The 22,168-nt window shown below is 67.5% G+C and carries 25 protein-coding genes and 1 pseudogene; 11 read left to right on the forward strand and 15 right to left on the reverse strand.

Going from position 1 to position 22,168, the window contains the following annotated elements; translation table 11 throughout:
* Positions 1–35: 35 nt before the first annotated feature.
* From Q0907_RS16400 to Q0907_RS16430, 7 genes are all read right to left on the reverse strand, one after another.
* Positions 36–470: a hypothetical protein gene (locus tag Q0907_RS16400; RefSeq protein WP_299346833.1), complete on the reverse strand. Its 435-nt coding sequence runs from the start codon at positions 468–470 to the stop codon at positions 36–38.
* 68 nt (positions 471–538) lie between these two features.
* Positions 539–1,849, reverse strand: coding sequence for a sorbosone dehydrogenase family protein (locus tag Q0907_RS16405; RefSeq protein ID WP_343229823.1), 1,311 nt, complete (start codon positions 1,847–1,849; stop codon positions 539–541).
* 73 nt (positions 1,850–1,922) lie between these two features.
* Positions 1,923–2,117, reverse strand: a complete 195-nt coding sequence (locus Q0907_RS16410) for a CPXCG motif-containing cysteine-rich protein (RefSeq protein ID WP_296282869.1) — start codon at positions 2,115–2,117, stop codon at positions 1,923–1,925.
* Positions 2,117–2,404 (reverse strand): DUF3247 family protein, encoded by a 288-nt coding sequence (locus tag Q0907_RS16415; protein ID WP_296282868.1) that lies wholly within the window; start codon positions 2,402–2,404, stop codon positions 2,117–2,119. The genes Q0907_RS16410 and Q0907_RS16415 overlap by 1 nt, the downstream gene beginning before the upstream one ends.
* Positions 2,405–2,466: 62 nt before the next feature.
* A complete protein-coding gene (locus Q0907_RS16420) occupies positions 2,467–3,144 on the reverse strand; it encodes a type 1 glutamine amidotransferase domain-containing protein (RefSeq protein WP_296282867.1) in 678 nt (225 codons plus the stop codon).
* 57 nt (positions 3,145–3,201) lie between these two features.
* Positions 3,202–4,110, reverse strand: a complete 909-nt coding sequence (gene gnd, locus Q0907_RS16425; RefSeq protein WP_299346835.1) for a phosphogluconate dehydrogenase (NAD(+)-dependent, decarboxylating) — start codon at positions 4,108–4,110, stop codon at positions 3,202–3,204.
* 37 nt (positions 4,111–4,147) lie between these two features.
* Complete coding sequence (locus tag Q0907_RS16430) at positions 4,148–4,843, reverse strand: alpha/beta fold hydrolase (protein ID WP_299346837.1); 696 nt, start codon at positions 4,841–4,843, stop codon at positions 4,148–4,150.
* 116 nt (positions 4,844–4,959) lie between these two features.
* Between Q0907_RS16430 and Q0907_RS16435 the strand changes: the two genes are divergently transcribed.
* Together Q0907_RS16435 and Q0907_RS16440 are read left to right on the forward strand one after the other, a co-directional pair.
* A complete protein-coding gene (locus tag Q0907_RS16435) occupies positions 4,960–5,859 on the forward strand; it encodes a TIGR01777 family oxidoreductase (protein WP_299346838.1) in 900 nt (299 codons plus the stop codon).
* Positions 5,860–6,215: 356 nt separating this feature from the next.
* Positions 6,216–6,686, forward strand: coding sequence for a GNAT family N-acetyltransferase (locus tag Q0907_RS16440; protein WP_299346839.1), 471 nt, complete (start codon positions 6,216–6,218; stop codon positions 6,684–6,686).
* 118 nt (positions 6,687–6,804) lie between these two features.
* Here the strand turns inward: Q0907_RS16440 and Q0907_RS16445 are convergent, their stop codons facing one another.
* The 3 genes from Q0907_RS16445 to Q0907_RS16455 form a co-directional block, all read right to left on the reverse strand.
* Positions 6,805–7,701: an alpha/beta hydrolase gene (locus tag Q0907_RS16445; protein WP_299346841.1), complete on the reverse strand. Its 897-nt coding sequence runs from the start codon at positions 7,699–7,701 to the stop codon at positions 6,805–6,807.
* Between the two features lie 38 nt (positions 7,702–7,739).
* Complete coding sequence (locus tag Q0907_RS16450) at positions 7,740–8,132, reverse strand: low affinity iron permease family protein (RefSeq protein ID WP_299346843.1); 393 nt, start codon at positions 8,130–8,132, stop codon at positions 7,740–7,742.
* 176 nt (positions 8,133–8,308) lie between these two features.
* Positions 8,309–8,782 (reverse strand): hypothetical protein, encoded by a 474-nt coding sequence (locus Q0907_RS16455; protein WP_299346845.1) that lies wholly within the window; start codon positions 8,780–8,782, stop codon positions 8,309–8,311.
* A gap of 469 nt (positions 8,783–9,251) precedes the next feature.
* Here Q0907_RS16455 and Q0907_RS16460 point away from each other — a divergent pair.
* Positions 9,252–9,518 (forward strand): annotated as a pseudogene (locus Q0907_RS16460) (VOC family protein); the annotation flags it as partial.
* A 91-nt stretch (positions 9,519–9,609) separates the two neighbouring features.
* Positions 9,610–10,872, forward strand: coding sequence for an RNA polymerase sigma factor (locus Q0907_RS16465; RefSeq protein ID WP_299346846.1), 1,263 nt, complete (start codon positions 9,610–9,612; stop codon positions 10,870–10,872).
* A gap of 33 nt (positions 10,873–10,905) precedes the next feature.
* On the opposite strand, the gene Q0907_RS16470 is transcribed toward Q0907_RS16465, so the two are convergent.
* Positions 10,906–13,065 (reverse strand): DNA/RNA non-specific endonuclease, encoded by a 2,160-nt coding sequence (locus tag Q0907_RS16470; RefSeq protein ID WP_299346847.1) that lies wholly within the window; start codon positions 13,063–13,065, stop codon positions 10,906–10,908.
* Between the two features lie 239 nt (positions 13,066–13,304).
* Between Q0907_RS16470 and Q0907_RS16475 the strand changes: the two genes are divergently transcribed.
* Entirely contained in the window at positions 13,305–14,414 is a 1,110-nt protein-coding gene (locus tag Q0907_RS16475; RefSeq protein ID WP_299346849.1) for a patatin-like phospholipase family protein, read from the forward strand.
* Positions 14,415–14,417: 3 nt separating this feature from the next.
* On the opposite strand, the gene Q0907_RS16480 is transcribed toward Q0907_RS16475, so the two are convergent.
* On the reverse strand, positions 14,418–14,930 hold the full coding sequence (locus tag Q0907_RS16480; protein WP_299346851.1) for a DUF1993 domain-containing protein: 513 nt from the start codon (positions 14,928–14,930) through the stop codon (positions 14,418–14,420).
* A gap of 166 nt (positions 14,931–15,096) precedes the next feature.
* On the opposite strand from Q0907_RS16480, the gene Q0907_RS16485 reads away from it, so the two are divergent.
* Entirely contained in the window at positions 15,097–15,615 is a 519-nt protein-coding gene (locus Q0907_RS16485; protein ID WP_299346853.1) for an adenine phosphoribosyltransferase, read from the forward strand.
* A 386-nt stretch (positions 15,616–16,001) separates the two neighbouring features.
* Here the strand turns inward: Q0907_RS16485 and Q0907_RS16490 are convergent, their stop codons facing one another.
* Positions 16,002–16,484 carry a transposase gene (locus tag Q0907_RS16490; protein ID WP_299346855.1) on the reverse strand — a complete coding sequence of 161 codons (483 nt, stop codon included), beginning with the start codon at positions 16,482–16,484 and terminating at the stop codon, positions 16,002–16,004.
* 270 nt (positions 16,485–16,754) lie between these two features.
* On the opposite strand from Q0907_RS16490, the gene Q0907_RS16495 reads away from it, so the two are divergent.
* The 3 genes from Q0907_RS16495 (at position 16,755) to Q0907_RS16505 (ending at position 18,515) form a co-directional block, all read left to right on the forward strand.
* Positions 16,755–17,417, forward strand: coding sequence for an ECF-type sigma factor (locus tag Q0907_RS16495; protein ID WP_296282851.1), 663 nt, complete (start codon positions 16,755–16,757; stop codon positions 17,415–17,417).
* Positions 17,418–17,584: 167 nt separating this feature from the next.
* The gene (locus Q0907_RS16500; RefSeq protein ID WP_299346857.1) at positions 17,585–17,839 is read left to right on the forward strand and encodes a hypothetical protein; all 255 of its coding nucleotides are present in this window, start codon (positions 17,585–17,587) and stop codon (positions 17,837–17,839) included.
* Between the two features lie 253 nt (positions 17,840–18,092).
* Complete coding sequence (locus Q0907_RS16505) at positions 18,093–18,515, forward strand: hypothetical protein (RefSeq protein ID WP_299346859.1); 423 nt, start codon at positions 18,093–18,095, stop codon at positions 18,513–18,515.
* 101 nt (positions 18,516–18,616) lie between these two features.
* Here the strand turns inward: Q0907_RS16505 and Q0907_RS16510 are convergent, their stop codons facing one another.
* A complete protein-coding gene (locus Q0907_RS16510; RefSeq protein WP_296282848.1) occupies positions 18,617–19,453 on the reverse strand; it encodes a hypothetical protein in 837 nt (278 codons plus the stop codon).
* A 176-nt stretch (positions 19,454–19,629) separates the two neighbouring features.
* On the opposite strand from Q0907_RS16510, the gene Q0907_RS16515 reads away from it, so the two are divergent.
* On the forward strand, positions 19,630–20,067 hold the full coding sequence (locus Q0907_RS16515) for a hypothetical protein (protein ID WP_299346861.1): 438 nt from the start codon (positions 19,630–19,632) through the stop codon (positions 20,065–20,067).
* A 113-nt stretch (positions 20,068–20,180) separates the two neighbouring features.
* Positions 20,181–20,759: a mechanosensitive ion channel family protein gene (locus Q0907_RS16520; RefSeq protein ID WP_299346863.1), complete on the forward strand. Its 579-nt coding sequence runs from the start codon at positions 20,181–20,183 to the stop codon at positions 20,757–20,759.
* A gap of 8 nt (positions 20,760–20,767) precedes the next feature.
* Here Q0907_RS16520 and Q0907_RS16525 read toward each other — a convergent pair whose 3' ends face one another.
* Positions 20,768–22,009, reverse strand: coding sequence for an MFS transporter (locus Q0907_RS16525; RefSeq protein ID WP_299346865.1), 1,242 nt, complete (start codon positions 22,007–22,009; stop codon positions 20,768–20,770).
* Positions 22,010–22,168 lie beyond the last annotated feature (159 nt).

Consider the following 22,168-nt stretch of genomic DNA (forward strand, 5'->3'; position numbering starts at 1 on the left):
GGCTTCCCGGCGGCTTTTTCTTTATCCAGCGACGCTCAGGACAACCAGCCGCGCGCCTTCGCCTTGTTGGCGTACCACAGCAGGAACAGCGCGATCAGCAGTAGCACCACCGGCATCACCAGTCCGACGGGACCATACGCGGCCCATGCCGGCGTCACCACGTAGGCACCGATCATCTGCACCAGCAGTGCGATCAGCGACAACGCAAACATGGTGCACGCCCAGCGCTTCTTCATCAGCAGCCCCAGCGCACCCAGCACGCCACCGAGTACCGCCACCGCGAACACGATGTTGATCCAGCCGGGCGTGCCCTCGTACACCTGCCGCTGCGCCTCCGGCATCGCCGCCAGCTGGTCGGGCGTCATGCTGACCTGCAGGTACCACATGGCCACGCCGATCAGATTCCAGACCAGCGCGAACACCGCGACAATCCAGTAACCCACCGAGCGTTTCGTCGCTGTCGTCGTCATCATTGCCCTCCCCAGGGTCGTTGTCGGAACCGGGGATGAGCATAGCGCCGGGACATGCGATACCGCCGTTACGGTCCGCCGGTCGGCGCTACCCGCCACACGACATTGCCCACGTCATCGGCCAGCAGCACGCCATTGCGCGCGTCCACCGCCACGCCCACCGGCCGTCCACGCGCGTTGCCGTCGGCGTCGAGGAAGCCGGTCAGCACGTCCACCGGCATCCCCTGCGGACGGCCACCGGCAAAGCGCACGAACACCAGCGTGTAGCCGGCGGGATCGCGCCGGTTCCAGGATCCGTGCTCGCCGATGAAGGCGCCACCCTGCAGCGCCGCCGGCCAGCCCGCGCCGTCATGGAAGGCCAGCCCGAGCGCCGCGACATGCGCCCCCAGTGCATAGTCCGGCGCGGTGGCGCGCGCCACCAGATCCGGACGCGGCGGTTCGACGCGCGTATCCACATGCTGGCCGTAGTAGCTGTACGGCCACCCGTAGAACGCGCCTTCGCGCACCGAAGTCAGGTAGTCGGGCACCAGTGCGTCGCCGAGTTCGTCCCGCTCGTTGACCACGGTCCACAGCGCACCGGTCTGCGGTTCCCATGCCAGTCCGACCGGATTGCGCAGGCCACCCGCGAACACGCGACGCGCGCCGGTCGCGATCTCCACCTGCAGCACCGCCGCCCGGTCGACCTCCATACCCATGCCGTTTTCGCCGACGTTGCTGTTGGACCCGACACCGACATAGAGGAACCTGCCGTCCGCGCTGGCCAGCAGGCTCTTGGTCCAGTGATGGTTGAGCGGGCCACCCGGCAGGTCGACCAGTTTCACCGGCATGGCGTCACTGCGGGTCTGTCCGTCGCGATACGGAACGCTGACGATGGCATCGGCATTGGCGATGTACAGGCGGCCGTCGACCAGCGACATGCCGAACGGCGACATCAGGTTGGCGAGGAATACGTCACGCACCTCCGCCACGCCATCCCTGTCCGCGTCCCGCAGCAGCGTGATGCGATTGGCGCTGGGCACGGCGGCGCCGGCCTTCTTCATCGTGCGTTTCATGAACCAGGTGCGCAGCCCTTTCTTTTCGGCCGGCTTCGGTGGCGCGTTCGTTTCGGCGACCAGCACGTCGCCGTTCGGCAACACGTACAGCCAGCGCGGATGGTCCAGTCCGCGGGCGAAGGCGGTGACCCGCAGGCCAGGGGCCGGCGTGGGGGCGGTCCCCTCCGGCCAACCCACGGCGGGCGCCACGTTGACGGTGGGAATCCAGCGCTGCGACGGTGCGGGCAAGGCGGGCTGCGGCCCGGTCTCGCTGGGCGCCTGCGCATGGCTGGAACACGACAGGCAGCCCAGCAGCAACCACGGCAACAGGCAGCGGATCATCGTCATCGCACGCACTCCCGGGAGGAAGCGGCGAGCCTAGGCGCGCCGGTGCGAACGCGGCGTCAACCTGCCTGCCGGCTCAGGCGTCGTCCTGCCCCCACGCATCGACCTCGACCGCGCCGTCATCGTCGACACGCACGCGCACCTCGATCGGCTTGCAGCACACGTGGCAGTCTTCGATGTACTGCTGGTCGCCGCCCGAATCGTCCACCACCAGCGTGATGGTCTCGCCGCAGTAAGGGCAGTCGATGTCGAAGGCGGGCAGGTGCGGCATCAGGCCGATCCCAGCGCGGTGACGGACGCGATGCGGTCCAGCCACAGGTAATGGGTGACGTCGGGCCGCGTGTGGTCCTCGATGCGGACGACCGCGTTGAATCCCTCTCCGCCCTGCGCATCGCGGAAGACCTGCACCGTCGGACGCGCGGGCACCACGCCGGTGATCGTGCCGCCATCGGTGAGCACGATCTCCACCCTCGCTTCGTCCGGCAGTTGGCCTATCAGCGCCTCCATGCGCGCGATGTCGGCCTGCTGCGTGTAGAGGTGCCCTGGCCCATCCGTCATGTCGTGCTCCTGCGATCGGTGACGCACCCTAGTCCTTCCGGAGTAAGGCGCCGTGAATGGCGTCAGCGCAGCAGCCGCAGCACCTCGTGGGCCGCTGCTTCCGACGAAGCGGGGTTCTGCCCCGTCACCAGCCGGCCATCGGTCACCACGTACGACTGCCACACTGCCCCGCGCTCATAGCGTGCCCCGTTCCGCTTCAACGCGTCTTCCAGCGAGAACGGCACGATGTCGGTCAAGCCTACCGCCGCTTCCTCTTCATCGGAAAACCCGGTCACGCGCTTGTCCTTCACCAGCGGCTCGCCCAGGGCGCCACGCGGGTGGCGGAACACGGCGGGGCCGTGGCACACCGCCGCCACCGGCTTGCCGGCGGAGAAGGTCTGTTCGATCAGGCGGATGGAATCCGCATCCTCGGCGAGGTCCCACATCGGGCCGTGTCCGCCGGGATAGAACACCGCGTCGAATTCCGCGTCCACCACGTCCTTCAATGGCCGTGTGTTGGCCAGCGCCGAGAGCGCCTCGGCATCTTCGTTGAAGCGCACGGTGGCAGCCGTCTGCGCGTCGGGGGCATCGCTCTTCGGGTCCAGCGGCGGCTGGCCGCCCTTCGGCGAGGCCAGCACGATGTCGGCACCGGCTTCCTTGAACACGTAGTACGGCGCGGCGAATTCCTCCAGCCAGAAGCCGGTCTTCTGCCCGGTCTCGCCCAGGCGGTCGTGCGAGGTCAGCACCATCAGGATCTTCATCGGCATCTCCTGCAATCGGGCGCACAGGCTAGCGCCGGATGCGATAAGACCGGGTGATCAGTCCGCCTTCTTCACGGCATGGCCGCCGAACTCGTTGCGCATCGCCGACAGCAGCTTGTCGGCATAGGCGTCGTGTTCGCGCGAGCGCAGGCGCTCCAGCAGCGACATCGTGATCACCGGCGCGGACACGTCCAGGTCGATCGCCTCGGCCACCGTCCAGCGGCCCTCGCCGGAGTCCGCCACATACGGGGCGATACCGTCCATCGCCGGGTTCTTCTTCAAGGCATCGGCGGTCAGGTCGAGCAGCCACGAGCGCACCACGCTCCCGTGCCGCCAGATTTCCGCCAGTCCCGCCAGGTCGAACTCCATCGCCTCCTTCTTCTCGAGGATGGCGAAGCCTTCGGCGTAGGCCTGCATCATTCCGTACTCGATGCCGTTGTGGATCATCTTGGCGAAGTGGCCCGCGCCGCTCGGCCCCACCCGTCCCCAACCGGTCTGCGGCGTGGGCGCGAGCGTGGCGAATACCGGCGCCAGCGCATGCGCCGCATCCACGTCGCCGCCGATCATCAGGCTGTAGCCTTCGGCCAGCCCCCACACGCCGCCGCTGGTGCCGCAATCGAGGTAGTGGATGCCGGCGGCGCCGAGTTCCAGCGCGCGGCGCTGGCTGTCCTTGTAGTGGGAGTTGCCACCGTCGATGACGACGTCGCCCGCGCCGAGCAGCGGGCGCAGCTGCGCCAGCGTGTCGTCCACCACCGGTCCGGCGGGCACCATCAGCCACACCACGCGCGGCGAAGGCAGCGCGGCCACGGCGTTCTGCAGGCTGGCATGCGGCACGATGCCGCGCGCTTCGGCCTGCTGGCGCGCCGCCTCGCCAGGATCGTAGCCGCGCACGGCATGGCCGCCGCGCACCAGCCGTTCGGCCATGTTGGCGCCCATGCGCCCGAGTCCGATCATCGCCAGTTCCATGTGTACTCCCGGGTATCTGCAGAAGGAAAGAAAGGGGTCATGCCGTCAGCCACTCGCGCAGTACGGCCGTGGTGTCCTGAGGCACTTCCATCGGCGGCAGGTGGCCGCAGCGCGGGAACACGTGCAGGCGTGCGCCGGGAATGCGGGCATGCATCAGCCGGGTTTCCTCCGGCAGCGTCATGCGATCGTCCTCGCCCACGCCGAGCAGGGTGGGCACGGCGATGGTGGGCAGCAGCGGTTCCGAATCGGGGCGGTCGAGGATGGCGCGCTGCTGGCGCAGGAAGGCCTCGCGCCCGACGCGCTGCGCCATCGCCATCACGTCCTCGCCCACGTCGCTGTCCACGCGGCTTTCGTGCACCAGCTGCGGCAGCAGCTTGCGGGTGACGCCGGCGAAGCGCCCGGCCTCCGCCAGCGCCAGCCCGGCCTGGCGCACCAGCCGGCGCTTGGGGGGATCCAGCCGCGCGCTGGTGTCCAGCAGCGCCAGCCGCGCGACGCGCTCCGGTGCCTGCCGCAGGATCTCGAACGCGACGTAGCCCCCCATCGACAACGCCGCCAGCGCGAACACGGGCGGCGCGGTCGCCAGCACGCGGGCGGCCATGCCGGCCACGCTGTAGTCCCGGGTCAGGTCGGCCTGGTGCACCGGGGCGATGTCGGCCAGCGCCTCGGCGGGGTCGCGCCACAGGCGCGCGTCGCACAACAGGCCGGGCAGCAGGAGCAGGGGAAGCGGTGACATGTGCCTAGTGTAGTGACCACGCCCGGGCAGGACCGTCGCCCGCCCTCCACGGTCCGTTCCACATCCGCAACACACGCTCCTGCGTATGCTGGCCCGGATTCCCCGCGAGACCGCGCATGCATGTCCTGATCACCGGCGGTACCGGCTTCATCGGCCAGGCGCTCTGTGCCCGGCTGCTGCAGGCCGGCCACACTCTGAGCGTGCTTACGCGCGACTCCGCCCGTGCGCGCGGCACACTGCCGGCACCGGTGCGGACGCTGGGCACGCTGGAAGACGCGCGCGACGTGGAAGCGGTGGTCAACCTGGCCGGCGAACCGCTGATGGCCGGCCGCTGGAATGCGTCGCGCAAGGCCATCTTCCGCGCGTCCCGCCTAGACACCACACGCAGCCTGATCGCCTGGATGGCGCGCCAGTCTGTACGACCGCGCGTGCTGGTGTCGGGTTCGGCCATCGGCTACTACGGCCCGCGCGGCGATGAAGCGCTGGACGAGTCGGCCACCCCGGGCGACGACTTCGCGGCCCACCTGTGCCGCGACTGGGAAACAGAGGCCATGCAGGCCGAAGGTCTGGACGTGCGCACCTGCCGCGTGCGAACCGGCATCGTGCTCGGCACCGACGGCGGCGCCCTGGCGAAGATGCTGCCGCCTTTCCGGCTGGGCGTCGGTGGACCGATGGGCGACGGCCGGCAGTGGATGAGCTGGATCCATCGCGACGATCTGGTCGGCATGATCCGATGGCTGCTGGAACGCGACCAGACCGGCGGTGCCTACAACGGCACCGCACCCGAGCCGGTGACCAACCGCGACTTCGCCCGCACCCTGGGCAAGGCGCTGCATCGCCCCGCCGTGTTGCCGACCCCGGCGTTCGCGCTGAAGGCGGGATTCGGCGAAATGTCGCAGCTGCTGCTGACCGGCCAACGCGTGCTGCCCGCACACGCGCTGGCCGAGGGATTCACGTTCCGGTTTCCGACGCTGGACGCAGCGCTGGACGACCTGCTGCATGACCCGGTCGACTGATCACGGGATGCGCGAGGCTTTCCGGCGCTCGCGTCAGGCTTGGTGAGAGAAGAACGGACCTCTCTGGTCCTCGCGACACCCTTGGTGAGAGAAGAACGGACCTCTCTGGTCCTCGCGACACCCTTAGTGAGAGAAGAACGGACCTCTCTGGTCCTCGCGACACCCTTAGTGAGAGAAGAACGGACCTCTTTGGTCCTCGCGACATCCCTAGTGAGAGAAGAACGGACCTCCTCCGTCCTCGCGACACCTTTAATGAGAGAAGAGCGGACCTTTTCAGCGCTTGCGTCGGGCCATGTGTGAGTAGAGGCAGGCAGAATGGCGGCCAACACACGCCCTCAGTACCCCATCGCATGCCCATGCTCCGTCGCTACCGACCCGCTGACGCGACCGCGCTGACCGACCTCTACGTCCGTTCAGTGCGGCACTACGGACCCCGCGCGTACACGCCCGAACAGGTCGACGCATGGGCAGCCACCGCCGACAGCGCGCGCACGGCAGCACGCTGCAGCGACGGGCGCATCGTGGTGGTCGCACAGGACCAGGCCGGCACCGTGCTCGGCTTTGCCGAACTGGAAACCGACGGCCACCTGGACATGCTGTACGTCGCACCGGATGCGGAAGGGCTGCGCCTCGGTACCCTGCTTTACACCGCCCTCGAAACACAGGCGCGCGATCTTGGCCTGCACCGCCTGTTCGTCGAGGCCAGCGAACTCGCCCGCCCCCTGTTCGAACGGCAGGGTTTCACCCTCCTCGGCCGGAATGATCGGGTGCTGGCAGGCGTGGACATCCACAACTACCGGATGGAAAAGCGGTTGGCGCCGCGATGAAACCACCGCCATCGCCCCGCCCCGTCGTAGGCTGGGACGAAGCGAAGCGTAATCCAAGCATCCATGGATGGTGATGCGGCCCGGACAACGATGCATCGCGATCCCCACACGCTGACGCCTAGTCCAGCTCCCCACTCGCAATGCCTTGCCCGGCGCCCCGCAGGAATTCATGCAGGTGATCGTGTCCATCCGCCCGCAGGCCGTGGTCGGCTCCGGGATAAACGACCAGCCCGATGTTCTGCTTCCCCGCCGCATGCGCGGCGCGCAGCAGGTCCTGCGCAGAGGCGGCCGGCACGCTGCGGTCGCGTTCGCCGACGCCGATCAGGACAGGAATCCGAAGAGCCAGGTAGTCGCCCTGCGGCGCGTGATCGAACGTATCGAACCAGTAGCGGTGCGCATGACCCAGCCAGAAAGAATCTGTGCTGTCCGGTGTGCGCGCGATGGCCCTCCATGCAGCCTCGACGACGTCGGCGCCCATCAGCGCGGACAGGTTCTCGCGCATGCTCCAGCCGCCATCGCCGACCACGATCAGATGCGTCACATCGGCGCGCGCACGCGCGACCCGGGCGGCCAGCGCGCCACCTTCCGAACCGCCGACCAGGACCACCTGCTTCCAGCGCCCGGGCTGCGCCTCCAGTGTCCGCGACAGGAAGTCCATGTAGTCGGACATCCACTGGCGGGGAGTATCGTGGACATTGAACAGGGACGAGCAGGTCGCAACGCCGCCATCGCCGATCGCTCCCGGAGCGACATGCCGTTTGTCGAGCGCCACGTAGCGTGCATCGATGCCCAAGCCGTCTGCCAGGCGGGGAAGCCACTGCTGTCCCAGATCCGTGCAGCCCGATCCGCCGTAGGTGGCCACCAGCGTGTCCACCTTGGCGGCGTCGCCGACCACGATCTCGTGCACACGTGCTTCGCCCCCGTCGGCGAAGCGGAAGGTCGCGGTCTTCGCAATCGGCTGTGCCGCCGCCCAGCAAGGCAGCAGTGACAGCATCAGGCAGGCGATACGCTTCATGTCAGTCCCACTCCGCAGTTCGGTCCAGACGCACATCCTCAACGCAGCCGACGTGCCTGCTGCGCATCGCGTGCTTCGCGTGCCATCCGTTCATAGCGTTCGCGCAGCGCGTCGAGTTCCTTCTCTTCCAGTTCTTCCAGGTCGAGTAGCGCGTTGTTCGCACTGCGCGAAACACGGATCAGTTCATCCAGCTTGATCTGCATCGCCTCGGTGTCGCGGTTCTGGGTGTTCTGGATCAGGAAGACCATGAGGAAGGTGATGATGGTCGTGCCGGTATTGATCACCAGCTGCCAGGTATCGCTGAACTTGAACAGCGGTCCGGTGACCGCCCACACCGCGATGATGCCCAGCGCCAGCGCAAAGCAGGCCGGTCGGCCGGTGAACGTGGAGGCCTTCTTGGCGAGGCGGGTGAAGGCGGATGGGGCAGTCATGACGGGCTCCGTGTGAAACCGAAACAGGGCTCAGAGTACCTTTTCCAGATCGCCATGCATCTTCAGAACCGCACCGTGCCTTTCGCTTCCGGCTGACTGATCACAACAAGGCCCGCTGATGCGGGCCTTATGCTTTAGAGAAGAAGGAAAAAACTACTCTGACCCCTGTCTCGGAGTCAGTCGAGAGATGCCGCCTTAAAAGGCACCCAATCAGTTCGAGATACAACTTCATTGCCTGCAACCAGCAAAGCTCTGAACAGGTACTCCTCTTCTGGAGTAAGGCAGCGCGTGGCTGTCAGCGCCGTCAACTGAACGCGCAGGACTACTTCGTCGCCAGGCGACAATGACAAACGAGATCCGGTGCCTACGTAGTCAAGGTAACCGCACGGCGCGACAACCACTCCGCCAGGACGCGCAACTTCCACCTTGACAGAAGACTCCGCACTCAGACTAAACAAGCGGTCATCAATCACCAGCGCATCTTCAGATCTGTTACTGACAGTTACTATGAACTCTTTTCCTTCGACAGTATCAACTTCGACGTCCGTGCCATATCGCTTACAGGAAAGAAGAGATGCGACACACGCCAACGCCATAAGAAAACACAACACCGTCGACTGCGAAGCGACACTTTTTCTCACTGCACTCATCTTGAATGCTCCCGATTTTCCGAAACCGAAACAGGGCTCAGAGTACCTTTTCCATGTCGCCACACGTCGCCAGAATTCAGGCGCAAGCGACGGTGTACTCCGCGGGCTGCAACGGCGGCATCCGCTCTAGGACACCCGCCGCCCTCGACCCACACCGTCCGCACACCATCGCGGCGCTAGCATCCATGCATGGACGTCGCCGCCCTCAAACGCCACTGCCGTTCCCTTCCCGGCTCCGTGGAGGAATTGCACGCACCGCCCGCCAACATCCTGGTGTATGCCGTCGGCGGCAAGCGCTTCGCCTACTTCAAGACCAGTGAACCGGAGCGCTGGCGCTTCAGCGTCAAGGTCTCGCCGGAGCGCTTCCTGGAGCTGACCGACCAGCCCCGCATCAAGCCGGCGCGCTGGCTGGGGCACCACCGCTGGGTCACGGTCGTGGACGTGTCCTCCGTGCCCAGCGCCTACCTCACGGAGCATGCATACCAACATCACGTTCGGGCAGACGGTGCTGATGGGCTCGGACAACCATCCCGACTACCCGTGCGAAGCGATCAAGGGCTTTTCGGTGTCGCTGTCGGTGGACAGCATCGCCGATGCCGAGCGCATCTTCGCCGCGCTGTCGGACGGTGGGCAGGTGAACATGCCGCTGGCGCAGACGTTCTGGGCGGTGCGGTTCGGCATGCTGGTCGACAAGTTCGGCGTGCCGTGGATGATCAACTGCGAAAAGGATGCGTGATGGCGGCGGAGGCGTGTCGTGGACACCGTGACGCCCTCCTTCGCTGCGCCGCGGCTTTCACCCGCTGCGGCGCCGTGGTCTGATGCACGGCATGTCCGATTCCCCCACCCATCGCGCCATCGATGCCGTCTGGCGCATCGAATCCGCGCGCGTCATCGCCGGTCTCGCACGCATGCTGCGCGACCTGGACCTCGCCGAGGAACTGGCGCAGGACGCGCTGGTCGCCGCGCTGGAGACCTGGCCCCGTGACGGCGTGCCCGACAACCCGGGGGCGTGGCTGATGACCACCGCGAAGCGCCGCGCGATCGACCGCCTGCGCCGGGTGCAGTTGCTGGATCGCAAGCACGAGGAACTGGCGCGGGAACTGGACGACGCGCACGAGGACCGGCGCGCGCGCGAAGAGGATGCGCTGGATCACGACATCGACGACGACCTGCTGCGGCTGGTGTTCGTGTCGTGCCATCCGCTGCTGTCGATGGACGCGCGCGTGGCGCTGACACTGCGCCTGCTGTGCGGGTTGACGACCGACGAGATCGCGCGGGCCTTCCTGACGTCCGAGCCCACCGTCGCGCAACGCATCGTCCGCGCGAAACGCACGCTGGCCGATGCCGATGTCGCCTTCGAGGTGCCCCGCGGCGAGGAACTGGAGGAACGGCTGTCGTCCGTGCTGGGCGTGGTCTATCTGGTCTTCAACGAGGGGTATTCGGCCACCAGCGGCGATGGCTGGACACGGCCTACGCTGTGCGAGGAAGCCCTGCGGCTGGGCCGCATGCTGGCCGCGCTGTCCCCGCGCGAGCCCGAGGTGCACGGCCTGGTCGCGCTGATGGAAATCCAGGCGTCGCGCCTGCATGCGCGCACCGGCAAGGACGGCGCGCCGGTGCTGCTGCTGGACCAGGACCGCAGCCGGTGGGACTACCTGCTGATCCAGCGCGCCCTGGACGCGCTGGCGCGTGCGGAGCGGTTGGGCGGTGCATTCGGCCCGTATGCGCTGCAGGCCGCCATCGCCGCCTGCCACGCGCGGGCACGCACGGCCGACGCGACGGACTGGGTCCGCATCGCGACCCTGTATGCCGTATTGGCCCAGGTCAGTCCATCGCCCGTGGTCGAGCTCAACCGCGCGGTGGCGGTATCGATGGCGACCGGGCCCGCGAGCGCATTGCCGCTGGTTGACCGTCTGCTGGACGAGCCGGCGATGAAGCAGTACCACCTGCTGCCCAGCGTGCGGGGCGACCTGCTGTTCAAGCTGGATCGTCGCGACGAAGCGCGCAGGGAGTTCGAGCGCGCCGCCACGCTGACGCGCAACGCACGCGAGCAGGCGCTGCTGCTGGCGCGTGCGCGGGACTGCATGGCGTGACTGCGCGCGGATCCGCGCGCCCCGGCTGCGCGGTCACGCGTCCAGGATGATGGACGGCAGTCCGTCCAGCGCGTGGTAGCCGGCGGGCTGTCCGCCCGCGACGGCCGACTCCTGCATGCGCACCCGGCTGCGCGATCCGCGACGGCGTGGCGATTCCAGCGGATCCAGGTTGCGCAGCAGGCCCGCCTTGCCGTACCCGAACTGCAGGTCGGTCAGGCGCTCGATCTCCGAGATCTTTACCTGGAAGGTGCCGTAAGCACCGTACGGCGCCTGCGGCGCGGCCTCGATGCCGTGCTCGGCGATGACGTCGCTCTGGTCCAGCAGGTAAGCCGTGGCGGAGAGCTGGCCATCGCTGCGCTTGGCGACCACCACCTTCCAGAAACGCACCGGATACTGGATGGTCGGGAAAGCGTCGTGGACCGGGTCGTCTTCCTCCAGCAGCGGACCGGTGAAGACCTGCACGCGCAGTTCGTCATCCTCGCCAGCGGTCTGTTCCAGGATGTAGCGCTCCAGGCCGTGCCAGAGTGCAGGATTCTTGTTGAAACGCTCGTGCTGCGGCGTGCAGTTGGTCCAGTGGCAGGTGTCGGCCGCCGACAGCAGCGCGGCCTTGCGGGTGGCGCCGTACTCCAGGTCTTCGCGACGGGTCAGGTGACCGCGGTCGAAGCGGTTGTTGCGGTAGTAGAAGTTGCCGACCTGCGCTTTCTCGGCGATGCGCGGATCGAACCGCCACACATCGGCCGGCCGGGTCATGTGGTAGCGATGGGCGGCGTCGAGGTTGGCCGCGGTGTAGATGGCGAAGCGGCGTTCGGCATGCATCACCACGCTGAAGTTGTGGTACTTCAGGACGCAGTCGTCCTTGCCGGCACCCTTCTGCACGATCAGCCTGGCGGCGGCCGCCTGCAACGCGGGCGACAGGCGCGGGAGCGGAACGAGGCGTTCCTCGCGACCGAGGAAATCGGCGCGGTATCCCTTGCGATCGGCATAGGCATCATCGAAGGGGAGTTCCCTTTCCGAGACCGGCGTCCCCGGCGCACGGCTGGCCTCGCGCAGCGCGAAGGTGGATTCGTCGGCACCGGTACCCTGCCGGGCGATGCTGACCGAGCCGCGTGGATCCACTGCCAGGGTCACGGTGACGTAGCGGGATGACGGCGTGCTCATGGCGGACTCCGGCGGTTCGGCGGAAGAAAAGGGTCTGGGCGCGGCGGCATCGAGCTGCAGCCGGGTGTAATCGGGATCGGCGCGCAGCATGGGCTGCAGCAGTGGATGCGCGGGCAGTGCGCCGCGCAAGGTGTCGACGATGCGCGACACGCGGATGCCTTCGTTTGCGATCCACTTGATGTCCGACTCGGCATGGCGCGCAGGGTCGAACGGCTGTCCGTCGTGGGTCAGCATCTGGCCGTCGCGCGTCTCCGGGATGCCGGAGTGGTGCAGCGCCACCACGTGCCAGTCGTTGTTGAACACCGGCGATCCGGACGATCCGCCCAGCGTGTCGGTCGAATACCAGAGCACGTCGTCGGTGCGCTTGAGCAGCTTGTTCTCGCGCACGCAGAGTTGCTTGCGCTCGCCGTTCGGATGCTGCACCACCGTCAGCCATTCGCCATCGGCCACCTTGCCGGTGACGCCGATCAACGGCAGGAACCCGAAGGCATCCAGCGTGCTGTCGGCGTTGTCGGACCGCGGCGCCACCGCCACCACGGCGAAATCCAGGGCTTCATCGGCGAAGAACAGGCGCTGCGGCTCCAGCGCGAAGACCTGCGGCGCCATCGGCTGGTCGTACAGGTCGGTTTCGTAGCGGAAGTGCGCCTGCGAGGTCGCTGCCGTGGTGGAATCCGGCACGACGTGGTGATTGGTGATCAGCACGCCGGGCGCCACCAGGAAGCCGGTGCCCCAGCCGCGCAGCCGGCCGGCGCCATCACGGATGGCGATGCGGGCGACCGCCTCGGCGACCCGGACACCCTTGGCGAGATAGTTGACCGGCTGGATCTCGTTGCCGTGGATGATGCGTTCGTAGACGCGCCTGGCCTCGCCCGCATCGCCCAGGCTGTCGCGCAGGAACCGCAACCGTTCGGCCTTCTGGCGGGCGGTGGCGATCTCATCGGGCGGCGCATCGCGACTGCTGGACGCGATCTTCCTGACATCGACGCCCGCGTCGCGCTCGAGTGCCTTCTGGATCTGTTCGGTCAGGATGCTCACTGCGCACTCCCTGCATGACGGACGCCACCATCGAACGGGTCACACCAACCGATGCCCGCCACTGCACTCCTGCCAACGCGCGGCCACGCACGCAACGGCCAACCGCTCACGACATACATGCATGTACTGGCGGTGCAGCCTGTCCGTCTCTTGCGCGTGGCCGCGTTGCCATGAAGGATCGCAAGGTGCGAGACCTCGCCGCGCGATCCTTGTCTCCCGTCCCTGCCGAGCGCCCCACCATGTCCGCATCGATCGCATTGAGCCTTTCCGGAGGCGGCTACCGCGCCACCCTGTTCCACGCGGGCGCGCTGCGTCGCCTGGCGGAACTGGGCGTGCTGGACCGCATCATCCATGTCTCCGCGGTATCCGGTGGGGCCATTGCCGCCGGCGTATGGGCCGACGATCTGCGCACGCATCCCGGCGGCGATGCGCGGGATCGCGCACGGCGCATCGAAGCGCGCATCCTGGCTTTCTGCAAGGAGAAGATCGATACGGGCACGATCATCGGCGGCATGCTCAACCCGTTCAAGAGCGTCAACAAAACGCTGATCGGTGCCTACCGCAAGCATCTTTTCCGCGACGATCCGCGGCTCGACCAGCTACCTCCCGCGCCGCGCTTCACCTTCTGCGCCACCAACCTGTCGACCGGACGGCAGGTCTACCTGGAACGCGACGGCATCCGCGACTATCGCGTCGGCGAGCATCCCTATGTCGCCACGCTGTGCGAAGCCGTGGCGGCATCCAGTGCGTTCCCGCCCTTCCTTTCACCGATGGACCTCGTGCTGGATCCGGCGTTGTGGCGCCTGTCGTCGCATCGTCGGGCCAGCGGCTTCGGCGCTCCGCCCACCCTGCACCTGACCGACGGCGGCGCGTACGACAACCTCGGCCTGGAGCCGGTCTGGATGAAGGGGTACGACTACGTGCTGGTCAGCGATGCCGGCGCGCCCTATCTCGAGGACACCGAGGTGAAGACCGACTGGTTCTCGCTGGTCAATGCGGCGATGGAAATCGCCACGGACCAGTCGCGGGGGCTGCGGAAGCGCTGGCTGATTTCGCGCTTCAACCAGGCACCCGGAACACCCGGCCATGCACGCGGCACGTACTGGGGCATCGCGAGCGACGTGGAAGACTACGGACTAACGGACGCTATGCCGGTGAAGCACGCCAAGTCGCAGCCGTTGCGGCGCATCGCCACGCGCCTGGCACCGTTCGACAGCGGCGTGGACGAGCGCCTGGTCAACTGGGGCTACGCGATGGCGGACACCGCGATGCGCAAGTGGCGCGCTGACCTGATCGCCGTCACCGCGCCGCCGCCCGCGTGGCCATTGCCGGCGCAGTCGCTGGCGTAGGCCTCATCCGCCCAGGTAGTCGCGCTTGCCGAGAGGCACGCCGTTGTGGCGCAGGATGGCGTGCGATGTCGCCACATGGAAGAACAGGTTCGGCAGGGCGAACCCGAACAGGTAGCTGCGCCCGTCGAAGGTCATGTCGCCGCGCGTGCGCGTGGACAGCGTGACGGTGCGTGCTTCGCTGCCCTCCAGGGCGGCTTCGTCGAACGTGCGCAGATAGTCGCTCACCGCGTCCAGTCGCGCATACAGCTCGGCGAAGGTCGACTCCACGTCCTCGAAGCGCGGCGACTCCACGCCGGCCAGCCGCGCCGGCGCGAACTTGGCGGTGTCGGCCGCGATCTGTACCTGTCGCACCAGCGGCAACATGTCGGGATACAGCCGCGACTGCAGCAGCACCGCCGGTTCGTATCCCCGGGCAAGGGCGTGCGCTTCGCCCTTCGCCAGCGAGTGACGCAGGTTGCTCAGGGCACGCAGGAAGACGGGGACGGAGGCTTCGTACATCGACAGGACGGCGCTCATCAGGGGTTCCGGGCAGTGAAAACGCGAGGATACGCGCGCGCCTGCACCCCGATTAGCCGGTCGACGCGGGAGACTGCATCCCATGACGTGGCACCCGGGGTGTCGCGTTCCGGTGCGGTCACCGCGCATGCGCTAGCATCGCCTGCCCTTCCCACACCCTGCCCCCATGCCCGCCTGGACCGACCTGATCCGCGATGTCCCCGATTTCCCCAAGCCGGGCATCCTGTTCAAGGACATCACGCCGGTGCTGGCCGACGCCGGCGCCTTCGCCGATGCCGTCGATGCGATGGCCGCGCCATGGCGCGCGGCATCGCTCGCTGCGGTCGTCGGAGTGGAAGCGCGCGGCTTCATCCTCGGCGCCGCACTGGCGCGCGAACTCGGGGTGGGCTTCGTGCCGGTGCGCAAGCCGGGCAAGTTGCCCGCCCACACCCTGTCGCTCGACTACGGGCTGGAATACGGACGCGATCGCCTGGAGATTCACGCCGATGCGATGCCGGCGGGTGCGCGCGTCCTGGTGGTCGACGACGTGCTCGCCACCGGCGGCACGCTGAAGGCGGCCGTGCAACTGGTCGAGCAGCAGGGCGGCGTGGTGGCGGGGACGGCCGTGCTGGTGGAGCTCGGATTTCTCAACGCACGCGCGGGGTGGCGCCACGCCGCACCGCTGCATGCGTCGGCGGTGTACTGAAACCGCTCTACCTTGCCGTCATCTTCTTTCCCTTCACCCCGATGCGGCGGCGCCGTGAGGCTCGCCGTACGCCGTTCCGCGGCGGCAGGACATGCGAGCAAGGGAGCAGTGCCTGTGTGTGGCGCCAAAGAAAGAGGGGGAGGCATTGCACCTCCCCCTCCGGCGCCGTAGCGCGATGCCGGCCATGTGTCGGGCATGGACGGCCACGAGCCGCTTCTTGGGGATCGAAGCGGGTCGCCTAGCCGCCGACAGGGGATCGTCGGCGGTTAGCGGGGCGCGTGTGACGGGCCAAGGGCGCTTGCTTCACTGACCTCGGCCGGCACCGCGTGTTTCGCTGATTCATTCTTCCTTGGTCTCCATCGCGGCATGGGCCGCGTGGCATGCCTTCAGGACGCCCGCATCGCGCGGCTGAGATGCTTGGTGTTGTTTCGGTGGAGGTAGCGCTCAACCAGCGCGTGCAGGTCGATGGCGCGCTGGTCTTTCGGATCGAAGCGCGCGAGCACCTCATTCCAGTTGCCGTCCTGCGACCACCGGATGAAACGCACATAGATGCCATGCCAGGAACCGTAGTCGCGCGGCAGGTCCGACCAGTACGCGCCCGTCTGGGCGACCCACAGCACGGCCTCGATGAAACGGCGCGCATTGCCGCCATGGCGGGCGCGTGCGCCTACGCGGCCCGGCAGTGCCTGCATCACCAGCTTCCACTCTTCGGCGGTCAGGCGCTGCATGATGGGCCACTGGCTGATCGCACGCGGTCCCACGCCCTGCGGGACCGAAAGATTGGGGGCCTGTGGCACGACTACGGCCGGTTCGTCGCGCGTGGTGTCGCCTGCGACAGGAGGCGTGGTCGTGGTTCCGTCGTGCGTCATGCGCGATCCCCCATCGCCACCGCGGCGATGCCTGTCGCCGTCGGTTCGTACATTCCGATTACCGCTTGCCCGACCCTCTTCACACTCCGCATGACATCCCCTTGTGGATCCCGTTCTATCGATGTATCCCTGCCGTCCAGGCCCTGCCTCCGCGCAACTCCGGTTCTGATGGGCAAACAGCTGCGAAGCCGGCATTACGGCTTGCACGTTCGCCCCGCGGCGGTTCATATATGCAAGGGACGAGATCGTGATGAAGGACACAGTCCGGACATGGCACAACAACCAGACATCGACGGATCACCGCCTGCGGGGACCGGCATGCCTGGGGCACTGGACATCGCGACGATTCCGCCGCCGGACCCCGACTCCGTCACCCAGTTGCTGGGGGAGGTCGAGAATGGACAGCCCGAGGCCTGGAACCGCATCTATGCCCTGCTGTACCGGGACCTGCACCAGATCGCGCGATCGCAGATCCGGCAGCAGCGCCGCGGCCACGTGCGGTCGCCGACCTCGCTGATCAGCGAGACGTGGCTGAAGCTGGCGAGTGCCGATTTCAGTGTGGAGAACCGCGCCCATCTGGTCGCCCTGGTCGCGCGCGCGATGCGCTTCGTCCTGCTGGACGAGGTACGCCGCGCATTGGCCGAAAAGCGCGGCGAGGGCATGGACCTGCTGCCGCTGGACGAGAGCACGGAGCCGGGCCAGAGCCCGCGACTGGAACAGCTGCTGATCCTCGATCAGGCGCTGAACGATCTTGCCAAGCTCGACGCACGGCTCGCCCAGGTGGTGGAGATGCGTTATTTCGGCGGTCTCAGCGAGCTGGAGATCGCCGACGTGCTCAAGGTGACCGAGCGCACCGTGCGGCGCGACTGGCGCAAGGCCCGCGCTTTCCTGTTCAGTCACCTGGGCGACGGCGAGCTCCCCGAGCCTCTGTGAGCCAGCGGGCGATCGGCCTGCCGTGGGACGCACGTCCGGAATCCTTCCCGCGTGTCGAAAGCTCCTGGTGTGGACCCCCGACCTCGCCTCGAAGAAGCCCCGCACCGGACCGCGTCGCGCGCCAGGCAGCCCGCCGTCGCGGTCATCCGCAAACGTGGCCTGCGCAGATGAAACGTTCCCGCGCGCGCGCGATGTGCCTGTTCGACCTTTATTCGGACATGGCGGATGACGAACAGGCGCGTGCGCTGGCGCTGCTGAAGCACTCTGATGCCGCGCTCCACGATGCGCTGGTGCAGTTGCTGGTCGCGGATGCCCTGGCCCACGACCTGGATGCGCCGCCCTGGCTCCGCCAAGCCGATGTGCAGGAAGCGCTTCGCGACCTGCAGGTTCCGTTTACCGCGCCGGACCGCGCGCACCGCTGATCGCCGGCGTGGCGGATTTTTCATCTCACAATAGGTGACCGGCTTCTGTCCGGCGCGGGCCTTGCGGCATACGCCGACGTGCGGTGCCTGCACGATGTGGCCGCCATCGCATTTCTCGCTTCAACCACTGTCATTTCCCGTCCCGGCGTGAGCGCCGCATGCGGAATTGGGACCGTGTTGGCAGCCGCCATACCGGGGGGTCTCGCTAGCATGACCACTCCTTCCGACCGGTCCCCGCGCACAAGGAGTGCAGATGACGATCCATGCCGCCGCCGCCTTCGAAGGCAGTTGGGATTTGCTGCCCGATCAGTGCGATTACCAGCTCGGTCGCGCGCCCCGCAGCGCGCACTATCACCTCGCCTGCGCAGAGGACGGCGCCCTGTCGATCGCGTCGGAGTGGCTGGGCCGCAACGGCAAGCGCCATCGCGCCGCGTTCGATGGTCGCGCCGACGGCACGCCCTATCCGTACCGGGGCACGCCCCATGCCGACGCGCTCAGCTTCGAGTCGGTGTCACCCACGCAGCTACATTCGACCACCTGGCACGAGGGCAAGGAGGTCCAGTGGTCGGAACGCGAACTGGTCGACGCGGACACGCTGGTGATCCGCATGCGCGGCCACCTGAGCGACGGCCGCAGTTACACCAATGTCGGTGTCTTCCGCCGCCAGGACAGCTGACGCGCGACCGATCGCTTCCCGCGGACGGACACGAAAAGGGCGCCTCGCGGCGCCCTTTTCATTCCTGCCGTGCAAGAACCTTCGGTCCTTGTACGGTTTCCTCAACGTGTCTGTACGCAGTTCTGCAGCCACAACACGCGCTTGACGTCGTCGTAGCGCAGGAACTGCCCCTTGAACGTCACCTTGTCGCCCTTGCGGAACGTCAGCACGTTCGCCAGCTGGTTCGGCTTGAACAGGCAGGCCACGCCCACCCGCGGCTCGTTGTCGCCCGGTACCTGCAGCAGGCCGGAACCGGGCTGGGGAATGTCGAACGAGACGTTGTAGTCCTCGCCGTCTTCCTGGATGTAGTCCACGCGCCCACGCAGCGCATAGTTCCGGCCCTTGTGGCGCGCCGTCACGGCCAAGGCGTTGCCCTTGGCCTCGCGCGCGATCTCGCGCGAGAAGACGTAGACGTCCTTGACCGTCACGTCGGCGTTGTTCTGCGTCTTCGCCCCCTGCGCCGCGGCGGTGCGGCCTTCCTTGCCGCCCTTCACCTTGCCCAGCAGCTGGCACATGTAGGGACGCATCGCGTCCGCCTTCGCGATCTGGCCCTTCTCGGTCTTCACCGTCATCTGCACGACGGCGCCCGTTCCCTCGGCACTGATGTTGATCAGCGTCGGGATTGCCCGCGTGGTACCGGTGGAGCGCTGCTCGACGAGCATCGTGCCGGTCTCGGCATCCTCGGTGATCACGTCCATCTTCTCGGCGATCATGATGCCGCGCATCTGCCCCATCGCATCCTTGAGCGACAGGTCAGGCACGGTGACACGGCTGGAGAAGTCGTTGCCTGAGAAGATGCTGCCGGACTTGCTGAAGTTGTCCTCGCATTCACCCGCGATGGCGGCGGGCGCCACGCTCGACAGGACGAGCGCGATGGCGGCAAGTAGCTTGTAGGTCATGTGGTCCTCACATAGTGGAAGTAGCGGGCATCCCGGACATCACGCGGCGATGTCCGCCCGCGCCCGATCCGTCCCCGCGGCATTCTGGCAAGCCCGGGCAGCGCACCACAAGCGCCAAGCACCCTAGAATCGCGGCTTTCCTTCAAACCCATGTCAAATCCATGACCCCTCGCTGCATGGCGCCTCGACGCCGACGACGCCACGCGTTCGCCGCCATCGCGTGCCTGCTGCTGTTGCCGGCAAGCGCATACGGGCAGGGCACGCCGACGCCGCGCACCCTGCCTGTGGACGTTCAGGCCGATGTCGACGCGATCGCCGCGCAGCTGGCGCGGGTCGGCGACACGGACGTGGCGCTGGCGTGCGACAAGGCGGTCGACAATGCCCGCTACGGCGTGGAGACCATGCTCGAGGTCGGCGAAAGGAACCTGCTTGGGGGCTACATGACGCAGGCCGCCTACGATGCCGTGACACCTTCGCTCCGGTCACTGCTGGACGTGCTGACCGTGCAGGACTGCGAGGCCGCCCACGGTCCGCGGCGCGATTTCTACCAGTGCATGTCCAGCGACCACAACCATGTCGTCGCCTGCGGCAAGGCACATCCTTTCGATCCGTGACGTCGGCGTGCGGTTGACCATCGCGCGCCGCCGCGCCACCCTTCCGGCATGAACCTGATCCTCGGCATGTCGGCGGCATCGCCGGTGCTCCCTGTTTCCGGATGCCACGTCCGATGACGTCGCTGCGCATACCTTCCCTGCTCCAGGAGTGGGCCGGCTTCGCCATTCCCGTAGCGCAGGCACTGGCGATCCTGCTGGGCGCCTGGCTGCTGCTGCGCGTGCTGCGCATCGTGGTCCGGCGCATCTGCGATCACTACCGCCTGCCCGCGCAGGTCGCCGTCAGCGCACGCCGGCTGCTGGGCGTGCTGGTCTACGCGTCCGCCTTCATGGTGGCATTGGGCCGGCTGGGTGTTTCCGGCGGCGTGCTGTGGACCGCGCTGACCGGGTTCACCGCGGTGGCGGCGGTCGCGTTCTTCGCTGCGTGGAGCGTGCTGTCCAACATCTTCTGCAGCGTGCTGATCCTGACCACGCGGCCGTTCCGCGTGCACGACCACATCGAAGTGCTGGAGAACGGCGACAAGCCCGGCCTGCGGGGCCGCGTGATCGACATCAACCTGCTCTACACCACGCTGCTGGAAGAAGACGCGTTGCGTGGCGACACCGTGCTGCAGATTCCCAACAGCCAGTTCTTCCAGCGGACGACGCGGCGCTGGCGCTCGGGCTCGCCGCCGTCGCCCTCCGCGCCCGAATAACGCCTGCGTCAGCCCGCGGTTTCGCATGCGACGGCAGGCGTCGTGGCCCTGCCCCGCAACGTCCGCTGCGCCCACAGGTAGAGCAGCAGGCCGGCGACGGCCATGGCCGCACCCACATATCCTGTCGACGTCCAGCCGTATCCCGCCGTGATCGCCATGCCACCCAGCCACGGACCCAGCGCGTTGGCGGTGTTGAAGGCGGCATGGTGCGAGGCGGCCGCGAGCGTCTGCGCGTCGCCCGCCACGTCCATCAGATGCGACTGGAGCAGCGGACCGAGCGCCCCCATCAGCCCGATCATCACGGTCGCCAGCAGGATCGTCGGCAAGGTGTTCGCGAGCAGCGGGAACAGCAGCAATGCGACCGTCGCCCATGCCAGCACCATCCACGCACCGCGAAGGCGGAACCGGTCGGACAGCCAGCCCCCGACGAAGTTGCCCACCACCCCGCCCACGCCGAAACCCGCCAGCCCCAGCGGTATCCACGCCGGCGACACCTGCGTCACGTCCAGCATCGTCGGCGCCAGGTAGCTGAAGACCGAGAACATGCCGGCGAAGCCGATCGCCCCGATGGCGAGCGCCTGCCACACCGGCAGGCGGTTGAACGCGCGCAGTTCATCGAGGGGCCTGGGCTTGGCGCCGTCGATGCCGGCCGGCAGCCAGATGGCGAGCAGCAGCATCGTGCCCAGCGCGACCAGCGCGACCACGGCGAACACCCATCGCCAGTCGATCACCTGCCCCAGCCACGTGGCGAGCGGATTGCCGATCAAGATGGCCAGCGTCAGGCCCAGCATCACCAGGCTGATCGCACGGCCGCGCCTGTTCGGCGGACTGATCGCCACGGCCGTCAGGGCGGCGACACCGAAGTACGCGCCGTGCGGCAGGCCCGCGACGAAGCGGAACACCAGCAGGCTTTCATAGGTCGGTCCGAGTGCGCTGGCGAGGTTGCCCAGTGCGTAGAACCCCATCAGGGCCAGCAACAGGGTCTTGCGCTTCCAGCCGGCACCGAGGATGGCGAGCAGCGGCGCGCCGACGACGACGCCCAGTGCGTAGGCACTGATGAGGTGCCCCACCTGCGGCTCGGTCACGCCCAGCGACGCCACCATGTTCGGCATCAGGCCCATGCTGGCGAATTCGCTGGTGCCGATGGCGAAACCACCGAGCGTCAGCGCGAACAGGATGAGTCCGGCCTGTCGTGGCGGCAGCGGAAGATCGCTCGGCGCCCTGGACGGCAGAGGAGAAGACGTGGTCATGTCTCATTATGCTGCATGGCAACACGCCGCCGTGCAGCCGGGCATGGAACGCTGCGTCGGGTGTCTGCGAATCCTCGTTACGCTCGACTGTGAGTCGAGCCCAATGCGTTCACAAATGTGTACGCCATGCGGTACAAGAACGTGTCAGGCGACCGCGCG

This window comes from uncultured Pseudoxanthomonas sp. (genome assembly GCF_947498795.1).
In the GTDB taxonomy this organism is placed as follows: Bacteria; Pseudomonadota; Gammaproteobacteria; order Xanthomonadales; family Xanthomonadaceae; genus Pseudoxanthomonas_A.